Origin of the sequence: Cyclobacterium sp., assembly GCF_014762705.1 — a bacterium.
In the GTDB taxonomy this organism is placed as follows: domain Bacteria; phylum Bacteroidota; class Bacteroidia; order Cytophagales; family Cyclobacteriaceae; genus Cyclobacterium.
In genome coordinates, this window is sequence record NZ_JABURL010000028.1 from 53,442 (window position 1) to 79,442 (window position 26,001).

The following is a 26,001-nucleotide window of genomic DNA, read 5'->3' on the forward strand; positions in this document are numbered from 1 at the left end:
TAACCCAAAATGGAAAACCAATTGCATCAAATAACTGCTAAATTTCTGGCATTTGCCCTGCTATCAGTAGCGTTGGCTGCCTGCGGCCCGGCGACCGAAGAGAAAGAGGAGCCGGATAAAAAACCCAATATCATTTATATCCTGGCCGATGACCTTGGATATGGGGACCTGAGTTTTTTGGGGCAGAAAAAATTCCAGACGCCCCATATTGACCAACTTGCGGCCCGGGGAATGGTTTTTACCCAGCATTATGCCGGAAGTACAGTTTGCGCTCCTTCCCGCTCAGCCCTGATGACAGGTTTTCATACCGGACATACCCAGGTCAGGGGCAATCGTGGCCTGAACGGAGGGCAGTTTCCGCTGGCTTCGGATACCCAAACCATACCTAAGGTTCTCAAAAAGGCAGGCTATGTCACGGGTGCTTTTGGCAAATGGGGATTGGGCTATCCCGGATCCACCGGAGATCCGCTAAAGCAGGGTTTTGATGTCTTTTTTGGCTATAATAGCCAGACCATCGCCCACAATTATTACCCCAGGGAGCTGAAGGACAATGATGCCATTCTAACTTTGGAAGGAAACCAGGGAACCGATGAAGGGCAGTATGCACCACTTTTGATTCAACAGCGAAGAATTGAATTTATAAAAGACAACAGGGATACGACTTTTTTCCTGTATATGCCATCCATCATACCTCACGCGGAGCTGAAAGCACCCCAGGAATATATGGAGAGGTTTCTTAAAAGAACTACACCGGAGCCACCCTACCAATATGAAAGTTTGCTTGGCCCCGAAACCCCTTACCAGGGCCTGGATGACCCGGAACACCCCCGGTACAAGGCGGGTGGCTATGGCTCCCAAACCTATCCCCATGCAGCCTTCGCCGCTATGGTTACTTTACTGGACAATCAGGTAGGGGAGATTGTAGCCAGCCTTGAATCCCTTGGGATTTTAGACAATACCCTCATTGTACTGACTTCAGACAACGGGCCCCACCTGGAAGGCGGGGCGGATCCGGATTTTTTTGACAGTAATGGTCCTTTTCAGGGTTACAAGCGGGATTTGCATGAAGGGGGCATTCACGTGCCCATGATTGCCAGCTGGCCTGCAAAAGTAAAGGCGGGAAGCCAAACGGATCATATCAGTGCTTTTTGGGACATTTTGCCCACTTTTGCTGATCTGATTGGTGTTGAATTGGAAAAAAATGTGGATGGCATATCGTTTTTGCCTACGCTATTGGGAGAAGGCGAACAGGAATCACATGATCACTTGTACTGGGAATTTCACGAGCAGGGTGGCAAGCAGGCCATACGAAAAGGCAAATGGAAGGGGATAAAATTGAATGTTTTCGAAGGCAATGAAGACATCCTTTTATTTGACCTGGAAAGCGATCCCGGTGAAGAAAATGACCTGAGTGAAGCGCATCCGGAACTGGTAGCTGAAATGAAGGCCCTGATGGAGGAGTCAAGGGTGGAGGATCCGGAATGGCCCTTCGAAGAAAAAATCCAATCAGCGAATCAACCCTGACATTGATGGGGCTAATTACCCGGATTGCCGGAAAAAGGAAAGGAAGGCATTCATTTTATGTTATCCAATCGACTTAAATGCTGCTCCCTGACCCTGATGATAAAAATAGGTGCATTTGGTTTTGGTCACTAAATTAAAATATTATGAATACTATGCCCGTGAAAAGCGTTCTAATCCTGATTTTGGCCCTGATTGCTCTGGGCTGTTCCACCGGTAAGCAGGAAGATACCCATCAGACCTGGGAACACTACAGGGGGTCTAAAAGCGCTGTACAATATTCCGGTTTGCAAACCATCAACAAAGATAATGTACACCTGCTCCAGCCGGCCTGGACTTTCCACACCGGAGATAAGAGGGAACGCACCCCCATGGAATGCAACCCCATTATTCTTGGCAACACCATGTACGTGACCTCTCCCCAATTGGATTTAATTGCTTTGGAAGCATCGACTGGAAAAGAACTGTGGCGTTTTGACCCTGAGGCATTTGGAGTATCGGGTGGTGTCAACAGGGGAGTAACGGCTTTTACCGATGGGGGCAAAACCCGGATTTTTATGCCCGTAGGTCATTGGTTGTTTGCGCTGAATGCCGAAACCGGGAAATTGGTGGAGGAGTTCGGGGAAGGTGGAAAGCTGGATTTAAGGAAGGATTTGGGCAAAGACCCCGAATCTCTTTCTATTTCGCTAAACACTCCGGGAATCATTTTCAAGGACCTTTTGATCATCGGATCTGCTACCGGAGAGGGTTACAATGCCTCACCCGGCCATATCAGGGCCTATTCGGCCAAAACGGGTTCATTCCAATGGATATTCCATACCATTCCCCAGGAAGGAGAATACGGCCACGATACCTGGAGATGGGTGGAGGACGAAAACTATGGCGGTACCAATAACTGGGGAGGCATGAGCCTGGATGAGGAAAGGGGATGGGTCTTTGTATCCACCGGTTCCCCCACCTACGATTTTTATGGGGCAAACAGGTTGGGAGAAAACTTGTTTGCCAATTCCATTATTGCGCTGGATGCCGGTACCGGAAAGCGGCAATGGCATTATCAGGCAGTAATCCATGATGTATGGGATTATGATTTGCCTTGTGCGCCCAGCCTGGTGGACTTCCCAATGGACGGAAAGACCGTTCATGCCCTGGTACAACCCAGTAAAATGGGTGAGCTGATCCTGCTGGATCGCATTACCGGAGAGCCATTGATGGAGGTGCAGGAAAAGGCTGTTCCCCCTTCTTATGTTCCCGGGGAAGTCGCCCACCCAACCCAAAAGTTTGATCAGGGCATTACCATTGTACCACAGGGACTGGACAGCACCTATTTGACCAACATTTCTGAAGCCGCAGCCGAATATGCGGGGACAGAATTTAAAAAATACCGCAATGAGGGTTTTTATACCCCACCAAGCCTGGAGGGTACCCTGACGTTTCCGGCCACCAGGGGAGGCATGTTATGGGGAGGATTGTCCTATGATCCTGTCAATCAGATGATCTATGTCAACGCCAATGAAATTCCCATGATTTTGCAATTGAGGAGCCTGTCAGAAAATCAGGAAGAAGGGGCTTTCAATAGTTTAAGTCCGGGTCAGCGCATTTACCTGTCCAACTGTGCCAATTGCCACGGAGCTGACCGGCAGGGATTAGGTGAGGCTTATCCGCCACTTACCGGTTTAAAGGACAGACACAATAGGGAATCAGCCAGGACAATCATTACCGGGGGAAATGGGGTGATGCCTGCTTTTAGTGGCTTTGGTGCACCCGAGTTAGAGGCACTTTTGGATTACTTGCTGGAAGTAGAATCCAGTACTTCTAATCAGGAGCAGGTAGCCATTGAAGCGCCTTTGGACCGCTATGTTTTGCAGGGTTTCCGTATTTTCACAGATGAGGAAGGTTTTCCTGCGAGCAGGCCTCCCTGGGGCACGCTGAATGCGATAGATTTAAAAACCCAATCCATCAAATGGAAGGTGCCCCTGGGAGAATATCCCGAGCTAAAGGAAAGGGGAGTAGCCCCTACTGGTACGCAGAATTTTGGGGGTTGTGTGGCTACGGCCGGCGGGATAGTATTCATTGGAGGTTCCGCCGATGAAATGTTCCGGGCTTTTGATGCAGATACGGGAGAAGTGTTGTGGGAATACCAATTACCCGCCGGAGGTTACGCAGTTCCTTCGGTGTATGAGGTGGAAGGCAGGCAATATGTGGTGATCGCTGCCGGAGGGGCCAATCGCCTGGGCACCCCTGCCGGAGATGCTTATGTGGCTTTTGCGTTACCTGAGGAATGATAGAATTCCTGCCAATACAGGAGAATGAGTGGTAAAAAATGGTGAGTTTACTGGAAATCCTCCAAACAGTCAGGACTAACGCAAAACCAGTTACGATCTTCCAACTTTGAAAATCCAAACTCCCCCTTACGAAAGGGGGATCAAGGGGGATTTTTACGCAAATATTAAGAACCCGTACCTGCCAGGTAAACAAAATGTTTCACCACAGATGGACGCAGATTTGCACAGATTTTTTTCGGCAAGAATGGGAACCCATCAGCCAAAGGAACTGAAAACCAGGTTAGTAAATAAAAAGCCCTCTTCAGGAGCCGTGCTATTCGACATTTGCAATGTCGAATCCAGATAAACAGGGTTTGCAACCCTGATAACTGGCGCGATCGGTGGACCCCAGTTGTTTCACAAATGGGTATCAGGTTGAAACATTCCGTTATATTTACTCCAAAATTGAGGATTTAAACATTAATGGGCAAAGGATATGGGCCTTGCCTACGGCACTCTGAGGTAGACGGTTGGCCATTAACCATGGGCTGAACCCCATGGTTACTACATCGGCCGCTCCTACGGAGCTTTTTGCAGCGAGGATCAAATATGAACAAAATGTTTCACTATAGATGGACAAAGATTAGCACAGATATTTTAGTTACCAATAAAAATCCAACTGATAAAAACTTGTTATTATCGTCAAAATCCCCCTTGCCCCCTTAAAAAGAGGGATTTGCTGAAATGGTAAATTGAGGCTGAGTGGGAAACTTCAAGTGGTTAAATCAGATTCAAGACCAGAAACGTAATAGCCAACCTCGAAAAAATGAAATCCCCCTACAGGGGAATAGGGGGATTTCTATCTCACAAATGTAAAGTAATTCAGCAAACCCTTATTCACTGATATTTCCATTCTCGTCAATGCTGAGTTCTTTCCTTTCCCCATCTTTTTCCAGGCGAACATTGAAATGCAATATTTCACCTTCTCTTCTTGCAGACACCCGGGTGATTTCATGCCCGGGATACTTTGAGAGCAGGATCGATTCTAGATTTCCCGGGAGGGGATCTTCGTAGGGAATGGTGTTGGAAAACCTTTTTTCCTCTACCGCTTCGGATTTTCTTTCGATAAATTTATTGGTGCCATCTTCCTGCTTTTCCAGATCAAAAGCATCATAGAGTTCTCCAATGGCCGTGTATGATTCAAAACTCAGCTTATCTCCTTCAATGTTGATGACCTGAAAAAGTTGGGTGTTTTCTGCAGCGCGATCCCTTTCGGCTTCATAATCCTCCCAGGCATTCTTTCTCAGGCCGTACATTTTCCCCCCGCTCACAGAAACCACATATACGGTTCCTGTTTTGTCTCTGGCATTGACGCCATCCATCACATTGTCTTCCGGAGAGACCCTTCCCCGTGCATAGCTGTGGTCGTGTCCCTGCAAGGCCAGATCCACCTGGTATTTGTCAAATAGTGGTTTCCAGGCTTCTCTGAGCCTGGTGTTTTCCCTGCCCTCTGAAGCTGAAAATAAAGGATGGTGATAAGTGACAATGGTCCATTTCTTTGGATTCTCTGACAAGACCTTCTCCAGCCAGGGGATTTGCTCTGCCTGAAATACATTGCTATTCAGCACAATAATCCTCGTGTTTTGGTAATCCATATAATAGACCGTTTCATCCAATGCAGCCACACTTTCTGGCCCATTTTCAGGCAATGTAAATTGAGGCCTCCATTGTACCGACAGGCGGCGATCTGCATCCTCTCCGTCCAGCTCAGGGATACTGCGGTATTCATGGTTTCCTGGAGTGACAACAGAAGGTACCATGCTGTGGATAAAACCTCCGGCTGTAAACCATTCATGCCATTCGGTTTCTCTGTGCGCCACATTGACCAGATCACCTGCATGGATGATGAATTTGGCATCTGGTGCCTTTCGGTAGCCTTCCCGTATCAGCCTGGCCCAAAGTTCCAGGATATAGTTCTGCGTATCACCTACATAAAGGAAGGCAAAGGGTTTGTCTTCTTCTCTGGAAGCCGTGGTGAATTGTATCCACTCGGTCCAGGATTCCCCGTCCCCCACCCGGTAGGCATAGATGGTGTCAGGGTTTAAGTCCTTAAAACTAACCGAATGATAATGCGCCTGTACATTGGCTACCTCTATGGGGGTAGCATCCAATAATTCGGTCTTTGCTTCAAAAGTCCGGGCATTTCTCCAGAATTTTGGGGCTCCGTCAGCTTTGGCAATTTCCGCAAAGGCTTTTTCAATGCTGGTATCTGTTCTCCAGGTGACGCTGGCCTGGCTGGCAGGATCCTCCCCGAAATTCAGTACAACGCGGTCAGGGTAATCGGAGGGTTTGCTCCATTCCTCCCGAAAGGTTGGAGCCTTGTAGACGCGGTACTCCTGTGCCAGTGTGATTTGAAAGGCCAAAATCAGGCTTAGCGAGAAAAGCAGGTTTTTCATTTATTCTGGGGTTTGATTGATAGATAGCATGTGTAAGGTACGAAAATCAGCAACAGGTTTCAAATCCGAAGGTTGAAAAGCCTTCAGAATAATGGTTCTGTAAGCCAATCATCCGGGTTTACAGCTATCCAAGTTAGGAACTTTTCCTGCCCGACCTGTTAAATAATTGATAAGGTTTGGTTAAGTAGACTAACCGATTGGAAATAAACAAACTGATTCACCACAGATGGACACAGATTAGCACAGATTTTTTTCGGATAGAATGGGTACCCATTTGCCAAAGGAACTTCAAACCAGGTAAGTTAATAAAAAGCCCTCTTCAGGGACTGTGCTATCCGACATTTGCAATGTCGAATCCAGAAAAACAGGGTTTGCATCCCTGATAACGTAAGCGGTAGGCGGATCCAAGCTGCTTCACAAATGATAATCGGGTTGAAGCATTCCTTTATATTTACTCCAAAACTCAGGATTAATCATTAATGGGGCAAAGGATATGGGCCATGCCTACGGCACTCTGAGGTAGATGGTTGGCCATTAACCATGGGCTTAACCCCATGGTTATTATATCGGCCGCTCCTACGGAGCTTGTTGCAGAGAGCAAGGTTTTACATTGCATTCAACAAATGGTCAGACCAGATGCAAAACAGGAAACGTGAATTTCCAACTTTGATAAATCCAATCCCCCTATCTAAGGGGGAAACAAGGGGGATTTTTCCGCAAATAATACAAAAACGAACATGCCAGGTAAACAAAATGTCTCACCACAGATTGACAAAGAATAGCACAGATTTTTTTTCGGAAATCAACAACTAAACCAAAAGCCTTTCTTGGTTTTTCAGGATGAGTCGCATTTCTGTAATCTCCTTATTTCCTCCTTTTGACTCCGCTAACGGCCTGAGCTTTCCAGGGATCATCCGGCCAGTGGTGTTTGGGGTACCTTCGTTTCAGTTCTTTCTTTACCTCATGGTACGTTTGATTCCAGAAATTCTCCAGATCACGGGTGACCTGTACCGGTTTAAACCCGGGTGACAAGAGATGTACCAGCAATGGAGTTTTGTTCTCATTGATTCTTGGGGTATGACTCCAGCCAAAAAGCTCCTGTAACCTGGCCGCAAGGACGGGTGGCTCTCCGGAGGAAAAATAGGAAACCCTTGCAGATGATCCACTTGGCAGCTGTATTTTTTCCGGAGCCAATTTATTGAGTTCCTGTTGCTGCGTATAACTGAGGCTGTTTTGTAAAATTTCCTCTAAAGGTAGCCTGGAAAGCTCCTGACCGGATTTTACCTCCCTCAGGTAAGGGGCCAGCCAGCTATCTACCGTTTTCAACAGCTGTGTCGTACTCACGTCCGGCCAGTAATCCGGCCCGTTCCATACCCGCAGGCTCAGGATCCGGTTTTGCCATTGCTCCACCTTATCGTCGAATTTCAGCCACTTTTTGCCGTAATTTTTTAACATTTCTAAAATAGCCTGCATAACCTCAGTCTTGTCAGGGGAGGCTATTCTTTTCTTTTGAAGTAGAATCTGGCCGATTTTCCATTCCTCTACTGCCAGGACCATTTCCTCCTGCTCGTCCCAGTATATACGGGGCTTTATTTTGATCATGGGCTTCAAATCCTGGGGGGATAGCACCGAGGCCAGAAAAATTTTCCCCACTCCTGTTCCTTCGTGAAGCTGAGCAATGGCAATCCAGGGCTCCCGGGCCAAGTCATCCTTTCGGTCCATGGCGGCTATTTTTCCATTGGCCAGGTGAAAATGGGCCTGATTTCCCGGCCTTGCAGAAGCAATCCTTTCTGGAAATGCCTGGGCCAGCAAAATACCTGTCATGTAGGGGTCTACAGGTTCATTGGAGACAGGAGCCCCCAGGATTCTCCGGTAGGCTTGTGCGACTTTCTCAATTTTACTAAAAGCCTTTTGCTTGCCGGAAGATTGCCTGTATCTTCTTAATCCCTCAATTCTCAGATTGATATCCAAACCCAGAGAAGGAGGAAGGGGATCTTTTTCTTCCAGCAAAGCTGCCAGATCGGTGGCCAGACTTTCCTGCCCGATCTCCTGACTGTAAACCAAAAGATGGGCAATTCTGGGATGGGCGGGAATGGCATGTAAGGCCAAGCCATGGGGAGTAATCCTTCCATTTTCAATAGCCCCCAGGTGCTCAAGCGAGGATACGGCCTGCTGCCAATGTCCCTGGGGTGGAGGACTGATCCATTGCAGGTGTTGATAATCGTTGATGCCCCATTTGTGAAGTTCCAATGCCAGGGAAGCCAGGTCAGTTTCCAGGATTTCTGGTTGCCTGAAAGGGAGCAGTTTTTCCTGGCTTGCTTTAGACCATAACCGGTAGCAATGTCCGGGACCAATCCTGCCGGCTCGCCCCGCCCTCTGGGTGGCAGTATCTTGTGTGAGGGGAAGTGTGGTCAACCTGTTGAGTCCTGAATTGGGATTGAAGGTAACTGTGCGCATAAAACCCCCATCGACCACGATCTGAATTCCCTCTATGGTAAGGCTGGTTTCTGCTATGGCTGTGGCGAGCACGATTTTTCTTCTACCCTCCGGATCGGGGAGTAGGGCGGCTTGCTGCCGGCCAAAAGCCATTTGTCCATATAAGGTGTAAACTGCCAGTCCGGGAAAGCGAGCTTTTACCATTGCGGCCGTTTTTTTGATCTCTCCCTGTCCAGGAAGAAATGCAAGCATATCCCCCGGATGGGCAGCCATGGCTTCTCCTATCACTTCCCGGATGTTATCCGGTAAATTAAACAGGTCCGTCCCCGGCCTGTAATGAATGGTTACGGGGAATTCCTTTCCTTTACTGGCAACCAGTGGACAGTCAAGCTGAGCTGCCAAGACTTCACTATCCAGGGTGGCGGACATGATCAGCAGTTTGAGGTCGGGCCGCAGGATTTGCTGGACTTCCCTGCACAGGGCCAGACCAAGGTCGGCATGAATGCTCCTTTCATGGAATTCATCAAAAATGACCAGCCCTACATTTTCAACGGCATTGTCTTGCTGCATCATCCTGGTTAAAATGCCTTCGGTGATGACTTCTATTTTGGTTTTTTCGCCTACACAGCTGTCAAACCTCACCCTGTAGCCGATGCGCTGACCTGGTGTTTCCCCCAGTAGATGGGCCATTCTCTGGGCGATGCTTTTGGCGGCCAGTTTCCGCGGTTCCAGCATCAATATTTTTTTGTCGCCAAGCCAGTCTTCATCCAGCAAGGTCAGGGGCAAGAGCGTGCTTTTTCCTGCTCCGGGAGGGGCGTGGAGCAGCAGGGTGGGGTTTTGTTGGAGATGCTGTTTTAAATCCGGAATGACCTCCAGAATGGGTAATTTGGGGAAAGCCTTCACTGGTGGGAAACGATTATTGGAAAGGGTAAAGATAAAAAAATAAAAAGGCAGCCGGGGATTCCGGCTGCTTTAAAATATTATTGTATATCTACTTTGGCCTGGCCATATTCCCATTTGACAAGCATTCCGTCGTCATGGATCTCATAGGTCAGATTTTCTGTCAGAGAACTGGTTTGCTGTGAGGGAACATTTACCCTGAGGGCATCCTGGCTTTCATCGTACTGCGTACCCCATTGACCGGTTTGCTTGTTGAAAATAAAGGTGCTGCTACCTTCATTGGGAATGATGAAAAAGCTGTACTTTCCGGCAGGAAGGGTCTCTCCGCCTACCTTGATGTCCTTGCTCGTTTCAAAAAGAGTGGCCTCATTGGCTCCTGCTCTCCATACTTTTCCCAGTTCAACCAATCCACCAAAAATCTCCCGGCCTTTTACACCCGGGCTACTGTAATTGACAGTTATTTCGGCTCCGTTTATGGTTCCTTCTGCCGTTTTTGGAGGACTGGCAGGGGTCTGACCCTTTGAAAGGAATAGGACTGACATCATCAGTAATCCCGAGAGTCCAAGCATTTTAATGGTTGATGTTTTCATTTTGGTTTTTCATTTGGTTTAAAAACAATTTAATAACGGCTTAATCCAGCTTTGGGTTTATACCGAACTGTTAAATTTTCACCCAGGCTTGTTTTTTATGGCTCTCAATGATGCGTTCACAAATCAACAATTCCCTGTGCCCATCTTCGAAAGTTGGATAAGAGGGATTTTCAGGTTGTTTTCCTTCATTGATGGCTGCATAGACCTCCTTAAACATCTGCTTGGAGGTATCCGGAAACCCTTCGTTGTGTCCTCCGGGAAAGCCGATCAGTTTTGCCGCTTCTGGTGTAAAGAGTGCAGGATCCTTCATCAGCTGCTGGTTGGCAGTTTCCCGTTTTCCTATCCAAAGTTCGTTGGGCTTTTCACTGCACCATTCGAAATTGGCTTTAGAACCGGCTATTTCTATGTTTAACCTGTTTTTTCTTCCGGCGTTTACCTGGCTTACCGTAACAGAGCCTTTGTGGCCGTTGTCAAAACGCAGCATGACGGTGGCGTGGTCTTCCGTATTGATAGGCACTTCCTCATAATCCGATTCCTGTAGCATTTTGCCACTATAGGTTTCTATGGCCTTCAGGGGTTTTAGCCGGGTTTTATGTACCGTGGAAAAATCTGCCATCACTTCGGTGATTTTTAAACCGGTAACGTATTCAGTGAGATCCAGTAAATGGGATCCAATATCCGCAATGGCCCTGGAATCACCGGATTTGTCCGGCTCCAGCCTCCAGTTGTAATCCGTTTGAAGAAACAACCAATCCTGAAGGTAGGAACCCATAATGCTGTAGATATCTCCCAGCTCTCCACTTTCCCGCATGGTCTTCATCTGCCTTACCATGGGATAATAGCGCAGGTTAAAATGAACTGCGTTGACCAGTCCCGATTTTTTGGCCAGCTTGACCAGTTCCTCTGCTTCCTCTATTTTGGTGGCCAGAGGCTTTTCGCAGACCACATGCTTACCCGCCTCCAGTACGGCTTTGGATTGGGCATAATGCAGGAAATTGGGTGTACAGATATGGACAGCCCTGATGGAAGTATCCTTAAGCATATCCTCAAAAAGCATGGCTTTGGCTATACCCAGTTGGGCGGCTTTTGCTTTGGCCAGTTCCTCGTTCACTTCACAAAGGGCAGCTACTTCAATGTTGGGGTTTCTTCTCAGGGCTTCAATATGGGCAGGACCAATAAATCCGGTACCGACTACCGCTACTTTAATTTTTTCCATGATATTAGGTTTATTTTAAAAGATTAGCCTTAAAGATAGAAGGTACTTTTGTATTTTTCAATCGTAAGGACCTTTTCTGCGGGTGATACATGCATACCATCCCTGCTTTTGCCTGGATTTGCTTTTCTTATTCAGTGCCTTAATGCAGACAATAATGGTCAATGTTTATTTTTTTACCGGATATTTGCGGGCTGTTCGACATTTGCTATGTCGAACCCAGGTAATGCAGGATTTGCAATCCTGCTGACGGGAACCTCGACGATTCAAAACCGGTCAAAGCAATTGCGGGAATCAGGGGATTGCAAATCCCCTTTTATCTGACCTACGGAATTACAAATTCCGCAGAGCGGCTGTTTGGGATTTGAAATCCCGAACCCAGATAACGCAGGATTTGTAATCCTGCCAACGGGATCGTCAATGATTGACCAAACCTCAAACCCGTTCCGGGTGCGTTTTGGGGATTGCAAATCCCGAGTAGCAGGCACCTTACCCCTTAACCACCACGCCTGAATCCGGCAAAAATGACAAATTAACAGCGCAAAAAAACCTGGCCAGTAACGAGCCCTTTAACCCTTAACAACCAAGGTTGGGCGCAAAATAAGGCATCCTGTCAAAATGCCCTTTTCAATTCCCCAAAAGCCTCAAAACCAATTAACCCTTTACCTCCGCTCCGATTCAGATTGCTCCCTTCGACAGGCTCAGGGACCAGGAGCGTTGGGGCTCACAATGACGGGTTCGGTCGCTCCGGATTAGATTCCTGACTATAATACCCTATACCTTGTTATAAAAATTGGATTAAAAAAATGGATAAAATTTGGTAATACAAATCCTTCGAGTAATTTTGTTACTCTTACCATGTGGATTACGTGGCGAAGCTGTGAAAGGCGACAGGTGCATCAATTTTGGATACAGATATTAATGTTTTTTACTTCTAAATTAATGCATTTTAAATTTTTAATTTGTTTATTTTCTTCTTCCTGATAGCTCCTTGCTGGATTCCTTGATTACTTCAAAAACCAGGATCAAATTATTGGTCAAGTTCTTTTCCAATGCCGGAAACCGAGGCTATTTGCGGGGTTTGGCGGAGGAATTCAATGAGTCTACCAATTCTGTCAGGATAGAATTAAACAGGCTATCTGAAGCAGGATTGTTGCAGTGGAAAGCCAATGGCAAGACAAAAAGTTACCAGGCCAATGTTTCTCATCCACTCTACAAGGAAATCAGAAGCATTGTCAGCAAATACCTGGGTTTTGACCACCTGCTCGATCAGGTGGTCTCCAACCTTGGGAATGTTCAGAAAGCCATTATCCGGGGTGATTATGCAGAAGGTAAAGACACCGGTACCATTGAACTCACCCTCATAGCCGAAAATATAAACCTGGAATACCTTCAATTTCTGATACGAAAAACAGAAGATAAAATCAACAGAAAACTTCGGGTGGTAGTGCTGGAAAAAGAGCCTCAACCCATGCTCAGTGGCCTGGTAGTTTTTGAAAGGAACCTGGTATGACTCAAGAAGGCAATAAATACTTGTCAGTAGTAGTGCCGGTGTACCAGTCCGACAGTTCCCTGGAGGCCTTGATTACCCGGTTGCGGTTAATTCTTGCAGGTATCAGTACGGAGGTCGAACTGATTTTGGTAGATGACCATAGCAGTGACCGGAGTTGGGAATTGATATGTGCCGCTGCCGATACATTTGCTGAGGTAAGTGGAATTCGCCTGAGTAGGAATTTTGGCCAGCACCATGCCATTGCTGCAGGCCTGGACGCTGCCCGGGGAAAATGGACGGTGGTCATGGATGCAGACCTGCAGGATTTAGTGGAGGAGATTCCCCATTTACTGAGTAAAGCCAGACTTGGTTATGATGTGGTCATGGCCCGAAGAACCAATAGAAAGGACCAGCATTTGAAAATCGCCTTTTCGGCGATTTTTTACCGGTTTTTCAGGTACATGACCGGAACCAGACTGGATCCCGCCGTAGGCAATTTTGGCATTTATCACCGGAAAGTCATTCAGGCCATTTCAGAGATGAGGGAGGCTATCCGTTATTTCCCGGCTCAGGTTCAGTGGGTGGGTTTCAGACAGGGATATTATAATGTGGAACATGGAAAATCAGCAGTACTACAATCAGGGTATGGTTTTCGGTCCAGGTTTCACCTTGACTTAAATGCCTTGTTGGCCTATTCTGATAAACCCCTGCGCCTTACAATTAAACTGGGGGTTTTTATTGCTTCTATAGGCTTTATTTTTGCTTTGGTTACGCTGATTCGTTATTTTTCGGGATTGATTGTGGTACCTGGATATGCAAGCCTGATCGTTTCACTATGGGTATTGTCCGGACTTGTCCTGATGACCATGGGGATGGTAGGCTTGTATGTAGGAAAGACCTTTGAAGGCGTCAAAAACCGGCCCCTTTATATTATTGACCAAAAAACCTAAAATGATACAATTTTTACCTTTTGATACTGCTTTGTTTGGCTATAGGGTAGGGAAGTTGCAATTGGACAAGGCCATTGCCCGGATGGAAGCCATTAAGGATCAGGCCAGCAACTTTGACCTGATCTATGTGATGGGTAAACCCGGACTGGTAAGGATGGGTGGCTGGTCTCCGATCAGTACCAGAGTCGACTGGGTAAAAATCATTCAAAAAACGGATCTGTATCCCGCGGATGAAGATCGGGATGAAATACAGCTATTTGAAAGAGAGGCTTCCGGTGCCTTGAGTTTAGCAGACCAGGAGCAGCTAAGGGAATTGGTGCTTAGCAGCGGACAGTGGTCCAGGTTCAGACAAGACCCACTGCTGGCCAATCAGGAATATGAAAAATTGTACAGCACCTGGTGGGAAACGATCAAATCCCAGAAACACCGGGTAATCGTGGCCAGAAAAGCCGGGGAATTATTGGGCTTTATCACTTTCCGTTTGTTGCAGGGCCGAGGATATGTGGATCTATTTGCGGTAAAAGGCAGCGAACAAGGAAAGGGGATCGGCCGAAAATTGATGAACAGGGTATTGCAGGAGGTGCATGCCTTGGGTTTTGCGCAAATCGGTCTTTCTACCCAAAAGGCCAATAACCGGGCAATGAACTTTTATAAAAGCGCTGGCTTCCAACCTGTAAAGGAAACCTTGATTGCCCATTGGAGACCCGGTCTGAAAAATTCCCCGGACATCCACTGATTATTGAAAGAAACCATTTGCGCTGGAAAGTTAAAGTATTTGATCCGGGATTAAAAGCAGACTGGGAAAGGGTACTGGAGCAGGCTTCCAATGCCACATTGATGCACCAAAGAAGCTTTTTGGCTTATCATGAAGGCCGTTTTAGGGATGCGTCACTGATTATCTATAAAGACAACTTCCCGGAGGCGGTTTTTCCCGCCCACAGGGAAGACCGGGAGGTTTTTTCCCACCAGGGACTCGGTTATGCGGGGCTGATATACAGGCCCTGTTCCTTTGACCAGGAATTGCAATTGTATCTACAGCTGCTTCGGTACTATGAAGGGCAGGGAGTTGAAAGGTTACAGATCAAGGCAACTCCTTCTTTCTACAGTAAAGAATCAAAAGAGTCCCTGCCTTATATCATGCATTTGGTTAAGGCCGAAACCCACCAAATGGAATTGTCGCTGGCCATAAAATTGCCAATAAAGGTCAAACACAAAGGAAGGAAGGCCAATATTCGTCAGGCTTCTCAAGCAGGATTGGAAATTCGGGAGGATGATGATCTTGCTGTTTTTTGGGAAGAGCTACTCGTACCTAATTTGGAAAACCGGTATCAAAAAAAGCCCACCCATAGCGGGGAACAGATGCGCTTTTTAAAGGACCATCATCCTGAAAATATCAGGCAATTCATGGTTTACCAAAACGGTATTGCTCTGGCCGGAGCCACTATTTTTTTTACGCCGAATTGTTTGCATACCCAGTATCTGGCCACCAACGAAGCAGGCAGGAAGCTGCATGCGCTGGATTTGCTGATCCATTATCTCTGCACCTCCCAGGCAGAAGGCAGGAAATACCTGGATTTTGGGCATTCCAATGAATGTGAGGGAAAAAAAATCAACAGGGACCTTTTCCGCTGGAAGGAAAGTTTTGGGGCCATTCCTTTTCTCCATTCCCATTACAACATAAGCACGGGTGCCTGGCGGCAGTTGGAGAGGGTATATGACTGGCAAAACAGCAGGAGGAATGCCTAAACGCTCCTCCATCAGTTCATACAGAAAACAGAAATTGCTGGAAAAAAACGCATGCTACATCATTACCTGTTTTGGCAATGAATTTCTCTGTAAAGCACATCCGGAAGGGCGGTGTGAGCGTGGTTTTTTTTCCCTATTTCTTCAAGTCCTCTATGGAATGGCTTTCGCAAAAAAAATTGGAATACCTTATACAGTGGATTTTTCCAACGTCTGTTACGCCTACAGTGATCCTGTAAAAAAAGAGAATACCAATTTTTGGGAAAGGTTAGTGGTGCCAAAGATACCTGATCCGGGATATGTTCCGGTTTACAACCTCCGTTATGAGACTCATCCTCTAAGAATTTGGAACCGTAATTTTCTACGGCAGTTAAACTGTATATTTCAATCAGAAGTCCGGTTTCAGGATCAGTTGCAAGTAAAAATAAGAGCTATCAAAGAGGCTTTTAAATCATTTAGGATATTGGGTATCCATGGCAGGAGAACAGATCATTATACCGAGATTCAACCCGCAGCCGATGAGGTGTACATGAAGAAAATAGAAACAAGAATTTCCACGTTTGACAAATTATTTGTGGCCACAGATGATGCCAATTTTTTAGAAAAATTGAAGATGCTTTATCCAGATAAAATAATAGCCCATGATTTTTTCCGTTCTGAAGGCAAAAAAGGCATTCATGATCATGGGGGGGAGATGAATGGGTTGTTTTTAGGTGAGCAGGCCTTATTGGATTGCATTTCCTTATCTTTATGTCAGCATTTGATCTTGTCTCCCTCAAATTTGTCATATGTGGCTTTGGTTTTTCAACCTGAATTGCCCTATACTTTGGCAGAAAGTGCTTCTTCTACCTGGTCGAGAAGAAAAACATTGCTGGCATACAAGCTTAATCAATGGGGCATCCGGAAATGGTAAGCATTGATTGATATTTACCCTAATGCCCAATCCCTTTCTGCAATTTGTCCTCGTTGCAGTTCAACTAGCGAGGGCTCGGGTAAGGTCTATTTCCAGGGTACGCATGTTTTGGCTGAACACCGCTGTAACGATTGCGGGTTTGATTATTACGCTTCGCTACCCATTGGCCACGCAGCACTTTATCCGGTGACCTTCAGTCAGGATGGGAAATATGCCCAATACAACCTGGAAAAAGGAACCTGGATGGCCCTTCCCCTGATAAAATCCCTGCAGGAAAAACCCGAGAGAGAAGCAGAAATAAATTTGTTTCAGGTACAAAAAGGGAGGGAGCTGCTGCTGGTCAATTGCCTGGATTCCTGCTTTGGCCATGTTTTTACCAAGATTTGGAATGTTTATCTGCTGAAAAAGAAATTCCCCACCAATACCCTGGCGGTATTGTTACCGGCCCGGTGCAGTTGGTTGATAAATGATGAAATGGTGGAGATCTGGGCTGTAGACCTGCCCTTGCAGGAAATAGATAAAGGGGTGAAGCACCTGGATTCCTGGGTCAAGGAACAGTTTAAACGATTTGATAGGGTGACCCTCAGTGTGGTACCCGTGCATGTGGATCAGGAGCAGCTAAATTTTGGTAAAATTTTGCAGGCCAAACCATTCGATTTAGCCGACTTTGGGCGCTTGCCGGTACAATTGACCTTTATCTGGAGAAACGATCGGTTTTGGCTGAATAGTCGCCTTTTGGATTTATTGCACAAGGCATCCATTAAGTTTGGGGGCTTATCCCTGCTGAGAGGTCTGTTTTGCTACCAGCAGGCACGTTTGATGGGAAGGCTTTTCCAGAAAATCCGCAAAGTTTTGCCAGACGCCAATTTTATTGTGACCGGCCTGGGAAAGCAGGGGAGATTGGGCAGCGGCTTGCAGGATAGGCGGGTGGAGCAGATTGACCTGTCCGTGGAGCGGGAGTGGAATGAGATTTACCGGCAAAGCCATTTGGTGATTGGTGTACACGGCTCTCATATGTTGATTCCCACGGCCTTGTCAGCGGGCTTTATAGAAATCCTTCCCCGCCACAAGCTACCCCATATTACCGAAGATATTGGCAGGCACCAGCCCGGCCGCCTCGCCCATTTCCTGGGCAGATTTGTGGATGAGTTTTCTTCTCCCCATTTGGTTTCAAGACATGTACTGGCTGTGGTGAAAGGGTTTGGTTTTATTTATACTAATTTTATAAAACAATCCAATGGTAATTTATTTAAAAATATTCAGGGTTTAAAAGAAAGCGATAACCCGAATTAACGGGAGGCTTAATAAGAAAATTCATTTGGAAAGAAAAGGCAAATTTGTAATATCAATTGATTTCGAATTGATGTGGGGCGTTCATGACAAAAAAAACATTGGCTCATATGGGGCCAATATTTTAGGGGCACGCAAAGCTTTGCCGAAAATTTTAAAAACTTTTAGAAAGTTTAAGGTAAGAGCTACTGTCGCAACTGTTGGTTTTTTATTTTTAGATAATAAAGACCAACTAAAAAGATTACTTCCAAGTAGTCTTCCTACTTATACAGACCTTTCTCTTTCACCTTATGCAGGGTATTTGGATGATATTGGAGAATCTGAGAAAGAGGATCCCTATCATTATGGGGCTTCCTTAGTTGATTTGATCCAAAAATACCCTGAAAATGAAATTTGCACTCACACTTTTTCTCATTTTTATTGTCTTGAAGAAGGGCAAACTCTAGAACAATTTAAAGCCGATCTTCTTTCCTGGAAAGAGGTTTCCATGAAAAAAGGAATTGATTTAATTTCGATCGTATTTCCTAGAAATCAATACAATGAAGAATATCTGGGAATTTGTAGTGAATTGGGAATTCAGGTTTTTAGAGGGAATGAAAAATCCTGGGTTTTTGATCATGGATCAGGAAAGAATGATTCTCTTTTTAAAAGGATTTTACGTCTTGCGGACGCCTACTTTAATATCTTTGGTTATCATGTATATGCAGATGGGCAGATTTTAAATTCGACTCCAATAAACGTACCTTCTAGTCGATTATTAAGACCATACCATCCAAATCTAGCTTTTCTCGATAAAATTAAACTTCGAAGGATAAAGGGTGCGATGACCTATGCAGCCAAAAACGGAAGAACATTCCACTTATGGTGGCACCCGCATAATTTTGGTATAAATCAAACTGAAAATATTGCTTTATTAGAAAAAATCCTGGCTCATTATCGATTATTAAACACAAATTATGGGTTTCAGTGTAAAACCATGGGGGAATTTATGGGGATAATTCCAGAAAAGACTCGAAAAATATTGCTACTTGGTAATTATAGTTTCTCCACAAGAGTAGTTTACAATTATTTAAGACAAAATTTTGGATTGGATCAGGTGATTTTGGAAAAAAAGGAAAATCTGAGTATTTTTTTAAAGAGAAGAGTTAAAAGAATGGGCATTTGGAAGGTCTTTGGTCAATTGCTATTTCAGGGATTAGTAATTAAATTTTTAATTCTTAATTCCAAGAGAAGGAAAAATGAATTAGTTAGAAAATATGCTTTAGACGAAAGTGAGATTCAAAAAGATCATGCATACCATGTAAATTCGGTTAATGATGAGGAAACCGTCCAATTGATAAAACATCTAAAACCGGAATTAATTATTGTAAATGGAACCCGTATTCTCTCAGGAAAAGTAATCCAAGCAGCAGGCTGTCCGATGCTAAATACGCATGCGGGTATTACACCCAAATATAGGGGAGTTCACGGTGGCTACTGGGCATTGCTCCAAAGAGATTTGGAAAACTGTGGAGTTACAGTTCATTTAATTGATACTGGAATAGACACAGGAGGGATTGTTGCTCAAGCTAAAATTAAGCCTACCATTAAAGATAATTTCACTACGTATTCTATTCAGCAATTAGGAGAAGGCACAAAACTTTTAAAAAAGGTTATTAACGATTATTTCGATAATGGAATTCAAACTATGGGTGGTGCCTCGGAAAGTAAATTGTATTATCACCCTACAATTTGGGCTTACTTTAAGGGATGGATTAAACTTGGTGTCAAATAAAAAGTTAAAAAATAATTCATTATTAAAAACCTGCTCATTAAGTGAAAGGAGTTTCCATAGTTATTTGTACTTATAATGGGAAAAGCCGGCTTATCAAAACCTTGGATTACATCCAAAACCTAGTATTTGATCAACCATGGGAATTGGTAGTAGTTGATAATGCTTCTACGGATGGTACGGAAGAATTTGTAATGGAATACCTGGAAAATTGGTCGAATTCCACCGTTTTGACATGCGATACCCCAGGGAAGAATTTTGCTTTATGGGTTGGATTTAGGAATATTAAATATGAGTACGTGCTTATTTGTGATGATGATAATTATCTTTTTCCTAACTATCTTCAAGTTGGTTATCAGCTACTTGAAGACCACGAAAAGGTTGGTGCTCTAGGTGGAAATGGCTTGGTTCCTGAAAATATGGATTTTCCTGATTGGTTGATACCTTTACGGAAAACGCTTGCAATTGGCCCACAAGGCAAAAAAAACGGAAGAATTCCAAATTTTGTAGGACTTTATGGAGCCGGATGTTTTTTTAGAAAAAGCGCTTTGGATAAATTAATTAAATTAGGCTATTTTACCACGCTAACATGTAGGAAAGGGGATTCAAATCTTATTTCGGGAGGAGATATTGAACTATGTCTTGCAGTTCAAGAAATCGGGTATGAACTTTGGTATGAGTCTAGTTTATTTTTTTACCATGCTATAGAGTATAGGAGATTAACAAAAAAATATATCGTTAATTTAAGAAAATCTCAAGCTTCAAACTTTCCGATACTTGAATCCTATAAATTTAAACGGTTTTCAAATACTAAAATGTTTAAGAAATATTTACGTAAAAAGCATTTAGAAAATTTAAAAAAAATGGTTTTAGCAATCTTATCTTATTTGAAAAATGGAGGGTTTGAGAAACGTTTGCAAATAGAAGTATTCTATTCTATGGTAAGGAGCTATTATATTAATTTACAAACAACAATAGATTCTTTCGATAAACTTAACAGGCAGTTGAAATAACTGTGCATTATTTGTTAATTCTTATTTAGATTATTTGATTTAAATTTCAGATTTTGATGCTATATAGTATGAATTAATCAATATGGGCTTTCTGAGAGTTGATAGATTAGGAAAATAGACACCTTTTATTAAAGTAAAACTATTAAATAGCAATATTAAATTAAATTGGATATTCCTTTTTTTTCCATTGTTATCCCTACCTTTAACCGGACTTACCTTTTGGAAAGAGCTATAGAATCGGTTAAGAATCAAAGCTATAAAGATTGGGAATTACTTATTGTTGATGATGGGTCCATTGATAATATTATATCCTTCATCACCGGGATAATTGCTTCGGAACCAAGAATTCGTTTGTTAAGCCGAGAAAAAACAAGACTCAAGGGACCAAGTACATGTAGAAATATTGGGATTGAAATAGGAAGAGGTCAATTTATTGCTTTTTTGGATTCCGATGACTATTGGTTGCCAAATAGGCTCGAAAATATTTGTAATTTTATTCAAGACACACAGGCAGAAGCTGTTTATTCAGGCGCTGAAATTAAGAGAAAAGACGGTCTTCATCCCCGATTTTCAAGGTCTTTGGAAATTGGTGAAAGTTTGTTTGATTTTGTTTTAAAAAATAATTCATTCATTCCAACGCCCTCTCTGGTTGTTAAGGCCTGGATAGCAAAAAAAAGCAAATTCAATGAATGCCTTACTCATCATGAAGACTACGATTTTTTCATTAGGGTTGGTGATTTTTGTGAATGGAAGTATTATGATGGCATGGAGGTAATTGTCGATTGGAGTGAAAGCACTAATAGAGAAATTAATTATAGAGATTGTCTTTGGTTTTTTCAACAGTATAAGTCGGAAAGTGTAGATTCAGCAGCCAGAAAACGTTACCTACTATCTATCGCTGGAGAAATGGTCAGCAAAGCGGCTCCCTATCCGTATTTGAAAGAATACCTAGATTTATTGAAGAAGGAGGAGTTCATAATGAATGGAAGGTATTATTTGCAATTTTATTTCCCTGCCTTATTTAAGTTATTGCGTCAAACTAAGAAAAATATAAGCAATTTTTGGTGAAAAAGATTATTTTTTTGATTGATACCATTTCAGTAGGAGGGGCAGAATTGTCCGTTTTGGAGGTTGCTAAAAATTTGAAAACTTTTGAAGTTTTGGTTTGCGTGGTTTATGATGCGCAGCAGGGTCTAAAAACTCAATTTGAAGAGGCGGGTATAAGGCTAGTATTTTTTCAAATAAAAAAAAGATTCGGATTTAGGAAGGCGGTTTTAAAATTCAAACAATTGCTTAAAGAAGAAGATCCAGCTTTGGTACACGCTACAAATTTTAAATCCGAGATCATATCGAGACTTGGACTCTTCAAATTTAATATTCCTTTGGTTGGTTCCATTATAAGTGACACGTATGGTATTGATCGTTATAAATTAGTTTCCCCAAGGGAACGGTTAAAACTTAACCTATATAAATTGTTGAATAGAGCCACAGCTGGACGAGTTGATAAGTTTATTTCAGTTTCTGAAGCGATCGTATTTCCAAATATGAAATACTTAAAACAGCCGAGAGATAAATTTATAGTTATACCCAATGGAAGGAATACCTCTCTTTTTGCTAGAGATAAATCTAGTAATAGAAATACAGTATTTCCTCAAATTCCTTCTCCCTCGATGATAATCATTTCCACTTCTAGAGTAATAAAATCAAAAGGATTTGATGAAATGATAGAAGCATTTCAAAAATTACTTCTAATAGAAGAAAACGTTTTTTTTGTTGTTGCTGGAGATGGGTTTGATTTGGAGTACTACAAACAAGAATCAACGAAAGCGGGCATTGGGCATCGTGTACTCTTTTTGGGTAGGAGAGACGATATACCTCGGTTACTGCAAAATTCAGATATTTTTTGGTTTCCTTCACATTATGAGGGTTCACCAGGTGTAGTAATAGAAGCGATGCTAGCCAAAATCCCAATTATTGCCAGTGATATTGTTCCAATTCTTGAAAACTTGAAAGATGGTTATAATGCACTTATCTGTAAAAAGGGGGATTCTGATTCTTTATTGGAAAAAACCGAATACCTGTTAGCACATTATCATGAAGCAGAAGAAATGGCGGGAAAGGCCCACGCGCTGGCTTTGGAGAAATTTGATATTCGTAAATTGATTATCGAACAAGAAAATTTTTATTTATCATTGATTTCGCAGTATGATTCAGAGAAAGGAGCATGAACACTGGGACATTTGTTTGACCCCTGATAGGCGGTTATTCGATATCCCGCTATTGGATGTCTGGAAATACCGGGATTTGTTTGCTTTATTGGTACGAAGGGATATTGTCTCTTTTTATAAACAGACAGTTTTAGGGCCTTTATGGTTTTTCATTCAGCCTTTGTTTACCACTTTTGTCTATGTGTTCGTTTTTGGTAATTTGGCTGGATTAAGTACGGACGGGTTGCCACAGTTTTTATTTTATTTATCTGGCATAACCGCATGGAATTACTTTTCTGATTGCTTGATTAAGACCAGTACTGTATTCAGGGACAATGCACCGGTTTTCGGTAAGGTGTATTTCCCCAGGATGGTAGTACCGCTCAGTATTGTTGCAGGTAATCTCGTAAGGTTTGGTGTTCAGTTTTTACTTTTTGCAATAACCTGGATATATTTTTATTTTCAAGAGGCACCCATTCATTTAACATACGCTGTTTTCTTATTTCCATTTCTTGTTATTTTAATGGCATTTCTTGGTTTAGGTATGGGTTTAATGGTCACATCGCTCACTACCAAATACAGGGATTTGGCTTTTTTAGTAGGCTTTGGGATGCAACTTCTAATGTACGCTACGACGGTAATTTACCCATTATCCTCGGTTCCTGAAAAATACGAAAAATGGGTATCATTAAATCCCATGACTGGTATTATAGAGGCTTTTCGTTATGGCTTTTTGGGAGAAGGATATTTTTCGATTAATAATTTGATTTATGTGATATTATTTACTCTAATAATACTAGTTTTTGGAGTATTAATATTTAATAAAGCAGAGAAGAATTTTATAGATACCATCTAAATATGGCTACGGCAATTGAAGTAGATAATCTTTATAAAGCTTATCAATTAGGACAATATGGTACTCAAACCATTTCAGGAGATTTTCAGCGGTGGTGGATGACAAAAGTGTTGAGGCAAGAAGATCCATTTCTTAAAATAGGCGAAATCAATGATCGTAGGATAAAGGGAGAAAGTAATGTTGTGTGGAGCTTAAGAAATATAAACTTTACGGTTCAACAAGGAGAGGCATTTGGTATTATTGGGAATAACGGCGCTGGTAAATCCACACTTCTTAAACTTTTATCCCGAGTAACATCTCCAACCCGAGGCAGTATCAGGATGAAGGGCAGGGTAAGCTCGCTCTTGGAGGTAGGCACGGGATTTCATCCTGAATTATCTGGAAAGGAAAATATTTTTCTCAATGGCGTAATATTAGGCATGCGGAAAAAGGAAATACATCGACGATTGGATGAAATCGTAGATTTTGCTGGCGTTGAAAAATATTTGGAGACGCCGGTAAAGCGATATTCCTCCGGGATGTATGTTCGTCTAGCCTTTGCGGTGGCAGCCCACCTGGACGCTGAAATATTGGTAGTAGATGAAGTCTTGGCCGTGGGAGATGCGGAGTTTCAGAAAAAATGTTTGGGGAAAATGAATGATATTAGCAAAAATGAAGGAAGAACAGTGTTATTTGTGAGTCATAATATTCAAGCAGTTTCCTCATTGACCAATAAAGCTATTATTTTGGATTCCGGAGAATTGATTTTTAAGGGCAAAACTGAGGATGGGATCAGTAAATATCTGGGTTTAAAAAAAACAAAATCAGTTGAATATAGAAACGAGTCAGGTGAAGGGATTGTCAGCGTTTCTTTAAAAACCTCAGAACCTAACAATATACACAGATTTGGTCAAAAGTTTTCAGTTGAAATTGTGGTAAACTTACCTCAAACTGGTTTCAAACCAGCTATTTCTTATCAAGTATTTGATGAATTTGAAAATCCAGTTTTCCACGAGTTATTTTTAGGAACAGAACATAATTTTGAAACTAATTCAGGTGATTTAAAAATCATTTCAGAAATTAACAATTTGAGATTGTATCCTGGTGACTATTATTTAAAAATACATTATGCGGATAGTTTTTCTAAAATAAAGATTGATACTATCTCCGACGTTTGCCATTTTAAAGTTGAAGTAATGGAAGCCCTTCGGGACTATTATTGGCAACCAGGAGTTGCAAAATATGTTGAGAAGGGAAAATGGAAAGTATTGTGATAAATCCTGTGAACAAAGATTACCCTGTAAAATTTATTGAGAAAATTGCAACGAATCAGGTAATTAGCAAGTACAGAGATGATTTTAATGTTGATATATCGTCTTATTTTGAAGGACTTGATTTCGTAGAAATCTATGAGTGTATTAAAACAAAGTATAGATTTTTTTATCCTTTTTATATTATCGGAGATGAATTCTTTTATAAAGATCTAAGTAGTAAGAAGATTAATTATTATCATGAAAGATGGGAACATAAAATTGCACTAAATTATGCTACTGAGGGCGAAAACTGGTTGGAAATTGGTTCTGGAAATTCGTCTTTTCTAAAAGAACTTTCAAAAATGGGTGTTGTTGCAACTGGGTTGGAATTTAATAGGGAAGAAGCAGCAAAACCGGACGATCGGAAATTCCAAGTTATTAACACTGATTTTTTCTCTTTTAGCAGTGAAGATTTTAAATACGATACCATAGCTTTATTTCAAGTATTGGAGCATATTCAAGACATCTCATTGTTTTTTAAACATACGAGAAAATTACTAAAAGACGAGGGTAAACTTATAATATCTGTGCCGAATAATAATCCTTATTTATACGTATTCGAAAAACTTCATACGTTAAATTTGCCTCCTCATCACATGGGATTATGGACTGGTGACTCATTAGCAAAAGTGGGTGATCTTTTTGGCTTTAAAATGCTGCACCTTCGGTTTGAGCCCTTGTCTCAGTATGAATTGAATTATATTTTGAATCTGCCTGATAGTGATAAATGGAGTATTAGATATTTTAAATTTTATTTATTAAAAAAAGTTAGAAAAATACTTCCTAATACGGTCTTTAATATTATCTCCTATTGGTATAGAAGTTCCCTTGTAAAAGGAAGGAATTTGATAATTATTTTTCAGAAAAATGATTGATTTTAATCCAAGAGAAATGAATTTTGGAAATGTTGATAGGTTTTATATAAAAAAATCTATTTTCCAATTTTTAATAACAAATGCTGTGTATTTAAAGGGTAATTTGTTAGATATAGGGTGCGGAGAAATGCCCTATAAACAAGAGATTATTAACAATTCAGAAATTACTGAGTATACTGGTTTAGATATTTTCGATTCTCTGGAGTATAATAAAGAAGTAAA

Annotated in this window: 20 protein-coding genes; 16 read left to right on the forward strand and 4 right to left on the reverse strand. The window is 42.6% G+C overall.

Going from position 1 to position 26,001, the window contains the following annotated elements; genetic code table 11:
• The first annotated feature begins 9 nt into the window (after window positions 1-9).
• Window positions 10-1,524 carry an arylsulfatase gene (locus tag HUJ21_RS05100; protein ID WP_291367875.1) on the forward strand — a complete coding sequence of 505 codons (1,515 nt, stop codon included), beginning with the start codon at window positions 10-12 and terminating at the stop codon, window positions 1,522-1,524.
• A gap of 143 nt (window positions 1,525-1,667) precedes the next feature.
• On the forward strand, window positions 1,668-3,803 hold the full coding sequence (locus tag HUJ21_RS05105) for a PQQ-binding-like beta-propeller repeat protein (protein WP_291367876.1): 2,136 nt from the start codon (window positions 1,668-1,670) through the stop codon (window positions 3,801-3,803).
• 872 nt (window positions 3,804-4,675) lie between these two features.
• Here the strand turns inward: HUJ21_RS05105 and HUJ21_RS05110 are convergent.
• The 4 genes from HUJ21_RS05110 to HUJ21_RS05125 all read right to left on the reverse strand — a co-directional run bounded on the left by HUJ21_RS05110 (window position 4,676) and on the right by HUJ21_RS05125 (window position 11,380).
• Window positions 4,676-6,238, reverse strand: a complete 1,563-nt coding sequence (locus HUJ21_RS05110; RefSeq protein WP_291367877.1) for a metallophosphoesterase family protein — start codon at window positions 6,236-6,238, stop codon at window positions 4,676-4,678.
• Between the two features lie 864 nt (window positions 6,239-7,102).
• Entirely contained in the window at window positions 7,103-9,577 is a 2,475-nt protein-coding gene (gene hrpB / locus HUJ21_RS05115; protein ID WP_291367878.1) for an ATP-dependent helicase HrpB, read from the reverse strand.
• Between the two features lie 77 nt (window positions 9,578-9,654).
• Complete coding sequence (locus HUJ21_RS05120; RefSeq protein ID WP_291367879.1) at window positions 9,655-10,164, reverse strand: DUF2911 domain-containing protein; 510 nt, start codon at window positions 10,162-10,164, stop codon at window positions 9,655-9,657.
• A gap of 70 nt (window positions 10,165-10,234) precedes the next feature.
• The gene (locus tag HUJ21_RS05125; RefSeq protein ID WP_291367880.1) at window positions 10,235-11,380 is read right to left on the reverse strand and encodes a Gfo/Idh/MocA family oxidoreductase; all 1,146 of its coding nucleotides are present in this window, start codon (window positions 11,378-11,380) and stop codon (window positions 10,235-10,237) included.
• Between the two features lie 1,030 nt (window positions 11,381-12,410).
• On the opposite strand from HUJ21_RS05125, the gene HUJ21_RS05130 reads away from it, so the two are divergent.
• From HUJ21_RS05130 to HUJ21_RS05195, 14 genes are all read left to right on the forward strand, one after another.
• The gene (locus tag HUJ21_RS05130; protein ID WP_366483671.1) at window positions 12,411-12,890 is read left to right on the forward strand and encodes an ArsR family transcriptional regulator; all 480 of its coding nucleotides are present in this window, start codon (window positions 12,411-12,413) and stop codon (window positions 12,888-12,890) included.
• Entirely contained in the window at window positions 12,887-13,819 is a 933-nt protein-coding gene (locus HUJ21_RS05135) for a glycosyltransferase family 2 protein (protein WP_291367882.1), read from the forward strand. Before HUJ21_RS05130 ends, HUJ21_RS05135 begins: the two co-directional genes overlap by 4 nt.
• Window position 13,820: 1 nt before the next feature.
• A complete protein-coding gene (locus HUJ21_RS05140) occupies window positions 13,821-14,555 on the forward strand; it encodes a GNAT family N-acetyltransferase (RefSeq protein ID WP_291367883.1) in 735 nt (244 codons plus the stop codon).
• 17 nt (window positions 14,556-14,572) lie between these two features.
• Entirely contained in the window at window positions 14,573-15,565 is a 993-nt protein-coding gene (locus HUJ21_RS05145; protein WP_291367884.1) for a GNAT family N-acetyltransferase, read from the forward strand.
• Complete coding sequence (locus HUJ21_RS05150) at window positions 15,558-16,475, forward strand: hypothetical protein (RefSeq protein WP_291367885.1); 918 nt, start codon at window positions 15,558-15,560, stop codon at window positions 16,473-16,475. The genes HUJ21_RS05145 and HUJ21_RS05150 overlap by 8 nt, the downstream gene beginning before the upstream one ends.
• A gap of 3 nt (window positions 16,476-16,478) precedes the next feature.
• Window positions 16,479-17,768: a hypothetical protein gene (locus HUJ21_RS05155; protein WP_291367886.1), complete on the forward strand. Its 1,290-nt coding sequence runs from the start codon at window positions 16,479-16,481 to the stop codon at window positions 17,766-17,768.
• Window positions 17,769-17,793: 25 nt separating this feature from the next.
• Window positions 17,794-19,539, forward strand: a complete 1,746-nt coding sequence (locus tag HUJ21_RS05160; protein WP_291367887.1) for a formyltransferase family protein — start codon at window positions 17,794-17,796, stop codon at window positions 19,537-19,539.
• A 41-nt stretch (window positions 19,540-19,580) separates the two neighbouring features.
• Window positions 19,581-20,549, forward strand: a complete 969-nt coding sequence (locus tag HUJ21_RS05165; protein WP_291367888.1) for a glycosyltransferase — start codon at window positions 19,581-19,583, stop codon at window positions 20,547-20,549.
• Window positions 20,550-20,714: 165 nt separating this feature from the next.
• On the forward strand, window positions 20,715-21,617 hold the full coding sequence (locus HUJ21_RS05170; protein ID WP_291367889.1) for a glycosyltransferase family 2 protein: 903 nt from the start codon (window positions 20,715-20,717) through the stop codon (window positions 21,615-21,617).
• Complete coding sequence (locus HUJ21_RS05175) at window positions 21,614-22,777, forward strand: glycosyltransferase family 4 protein (protein ID WP_291367890.1); 1,164 nt, start codon at window positions 21,614-21,616, stop codon at window positions 22,775-22,777. Before HUJ21_RS05170 ends, HUJ21_RS05175 begins: the two co-directional genes overlap by 4 nt.
• Window positions 22,755-23,612: an ABC transporter permease gene (locus HUJ21_RS05180; RefSeq protein WP_291367891.1), complete on the forward strand. Its 858-nt coding sequence runs from the start codon at window positions 22,755-22,757 to the stop codon at window positions 23,610-23,612. Before HUJ21_RS05175 ends, HUJ21_RS05180 begins: the two co-directional genes overlap by 23 nt.
• Before the next feature lie 2 nt (window positions 23,613-23,614).
• Window positions 23,615-24,865, forward strand: coding sequence for a polysaccharide ABC transporter ATP-binding protein (locus HUJ21_RS05185; RefSeq protein WP_291367892.1), 1,251 nt, complete (start codon window positions 23,615-23,617; stop codon window positions 24,863-24,865).
• A gap of 8 nt (window positions 24,866-24,873) precedes the next feature.
• Window positions 24,874-25,779, forward strand: coding sequence for a class I SAM-dependent methyltransferase (locus HUJ21_RS05190; protein ID WP_291367893.1), 906 nt, complete (start codon window positions 24,874-24,876; stop codon window positions 25,777-25,779).
• Window positions 25,772-26,001: hypothetical protein (locus tag HUJ21_RS05195; RefSeq protein WP_291367894.1), on the forward strand; the 230-nt coding region annotated here is incomplete at its 3' end. The genes HUJ21_RS05190 and HUJ21_RS05195, both read left to right, overlap by 8 nt.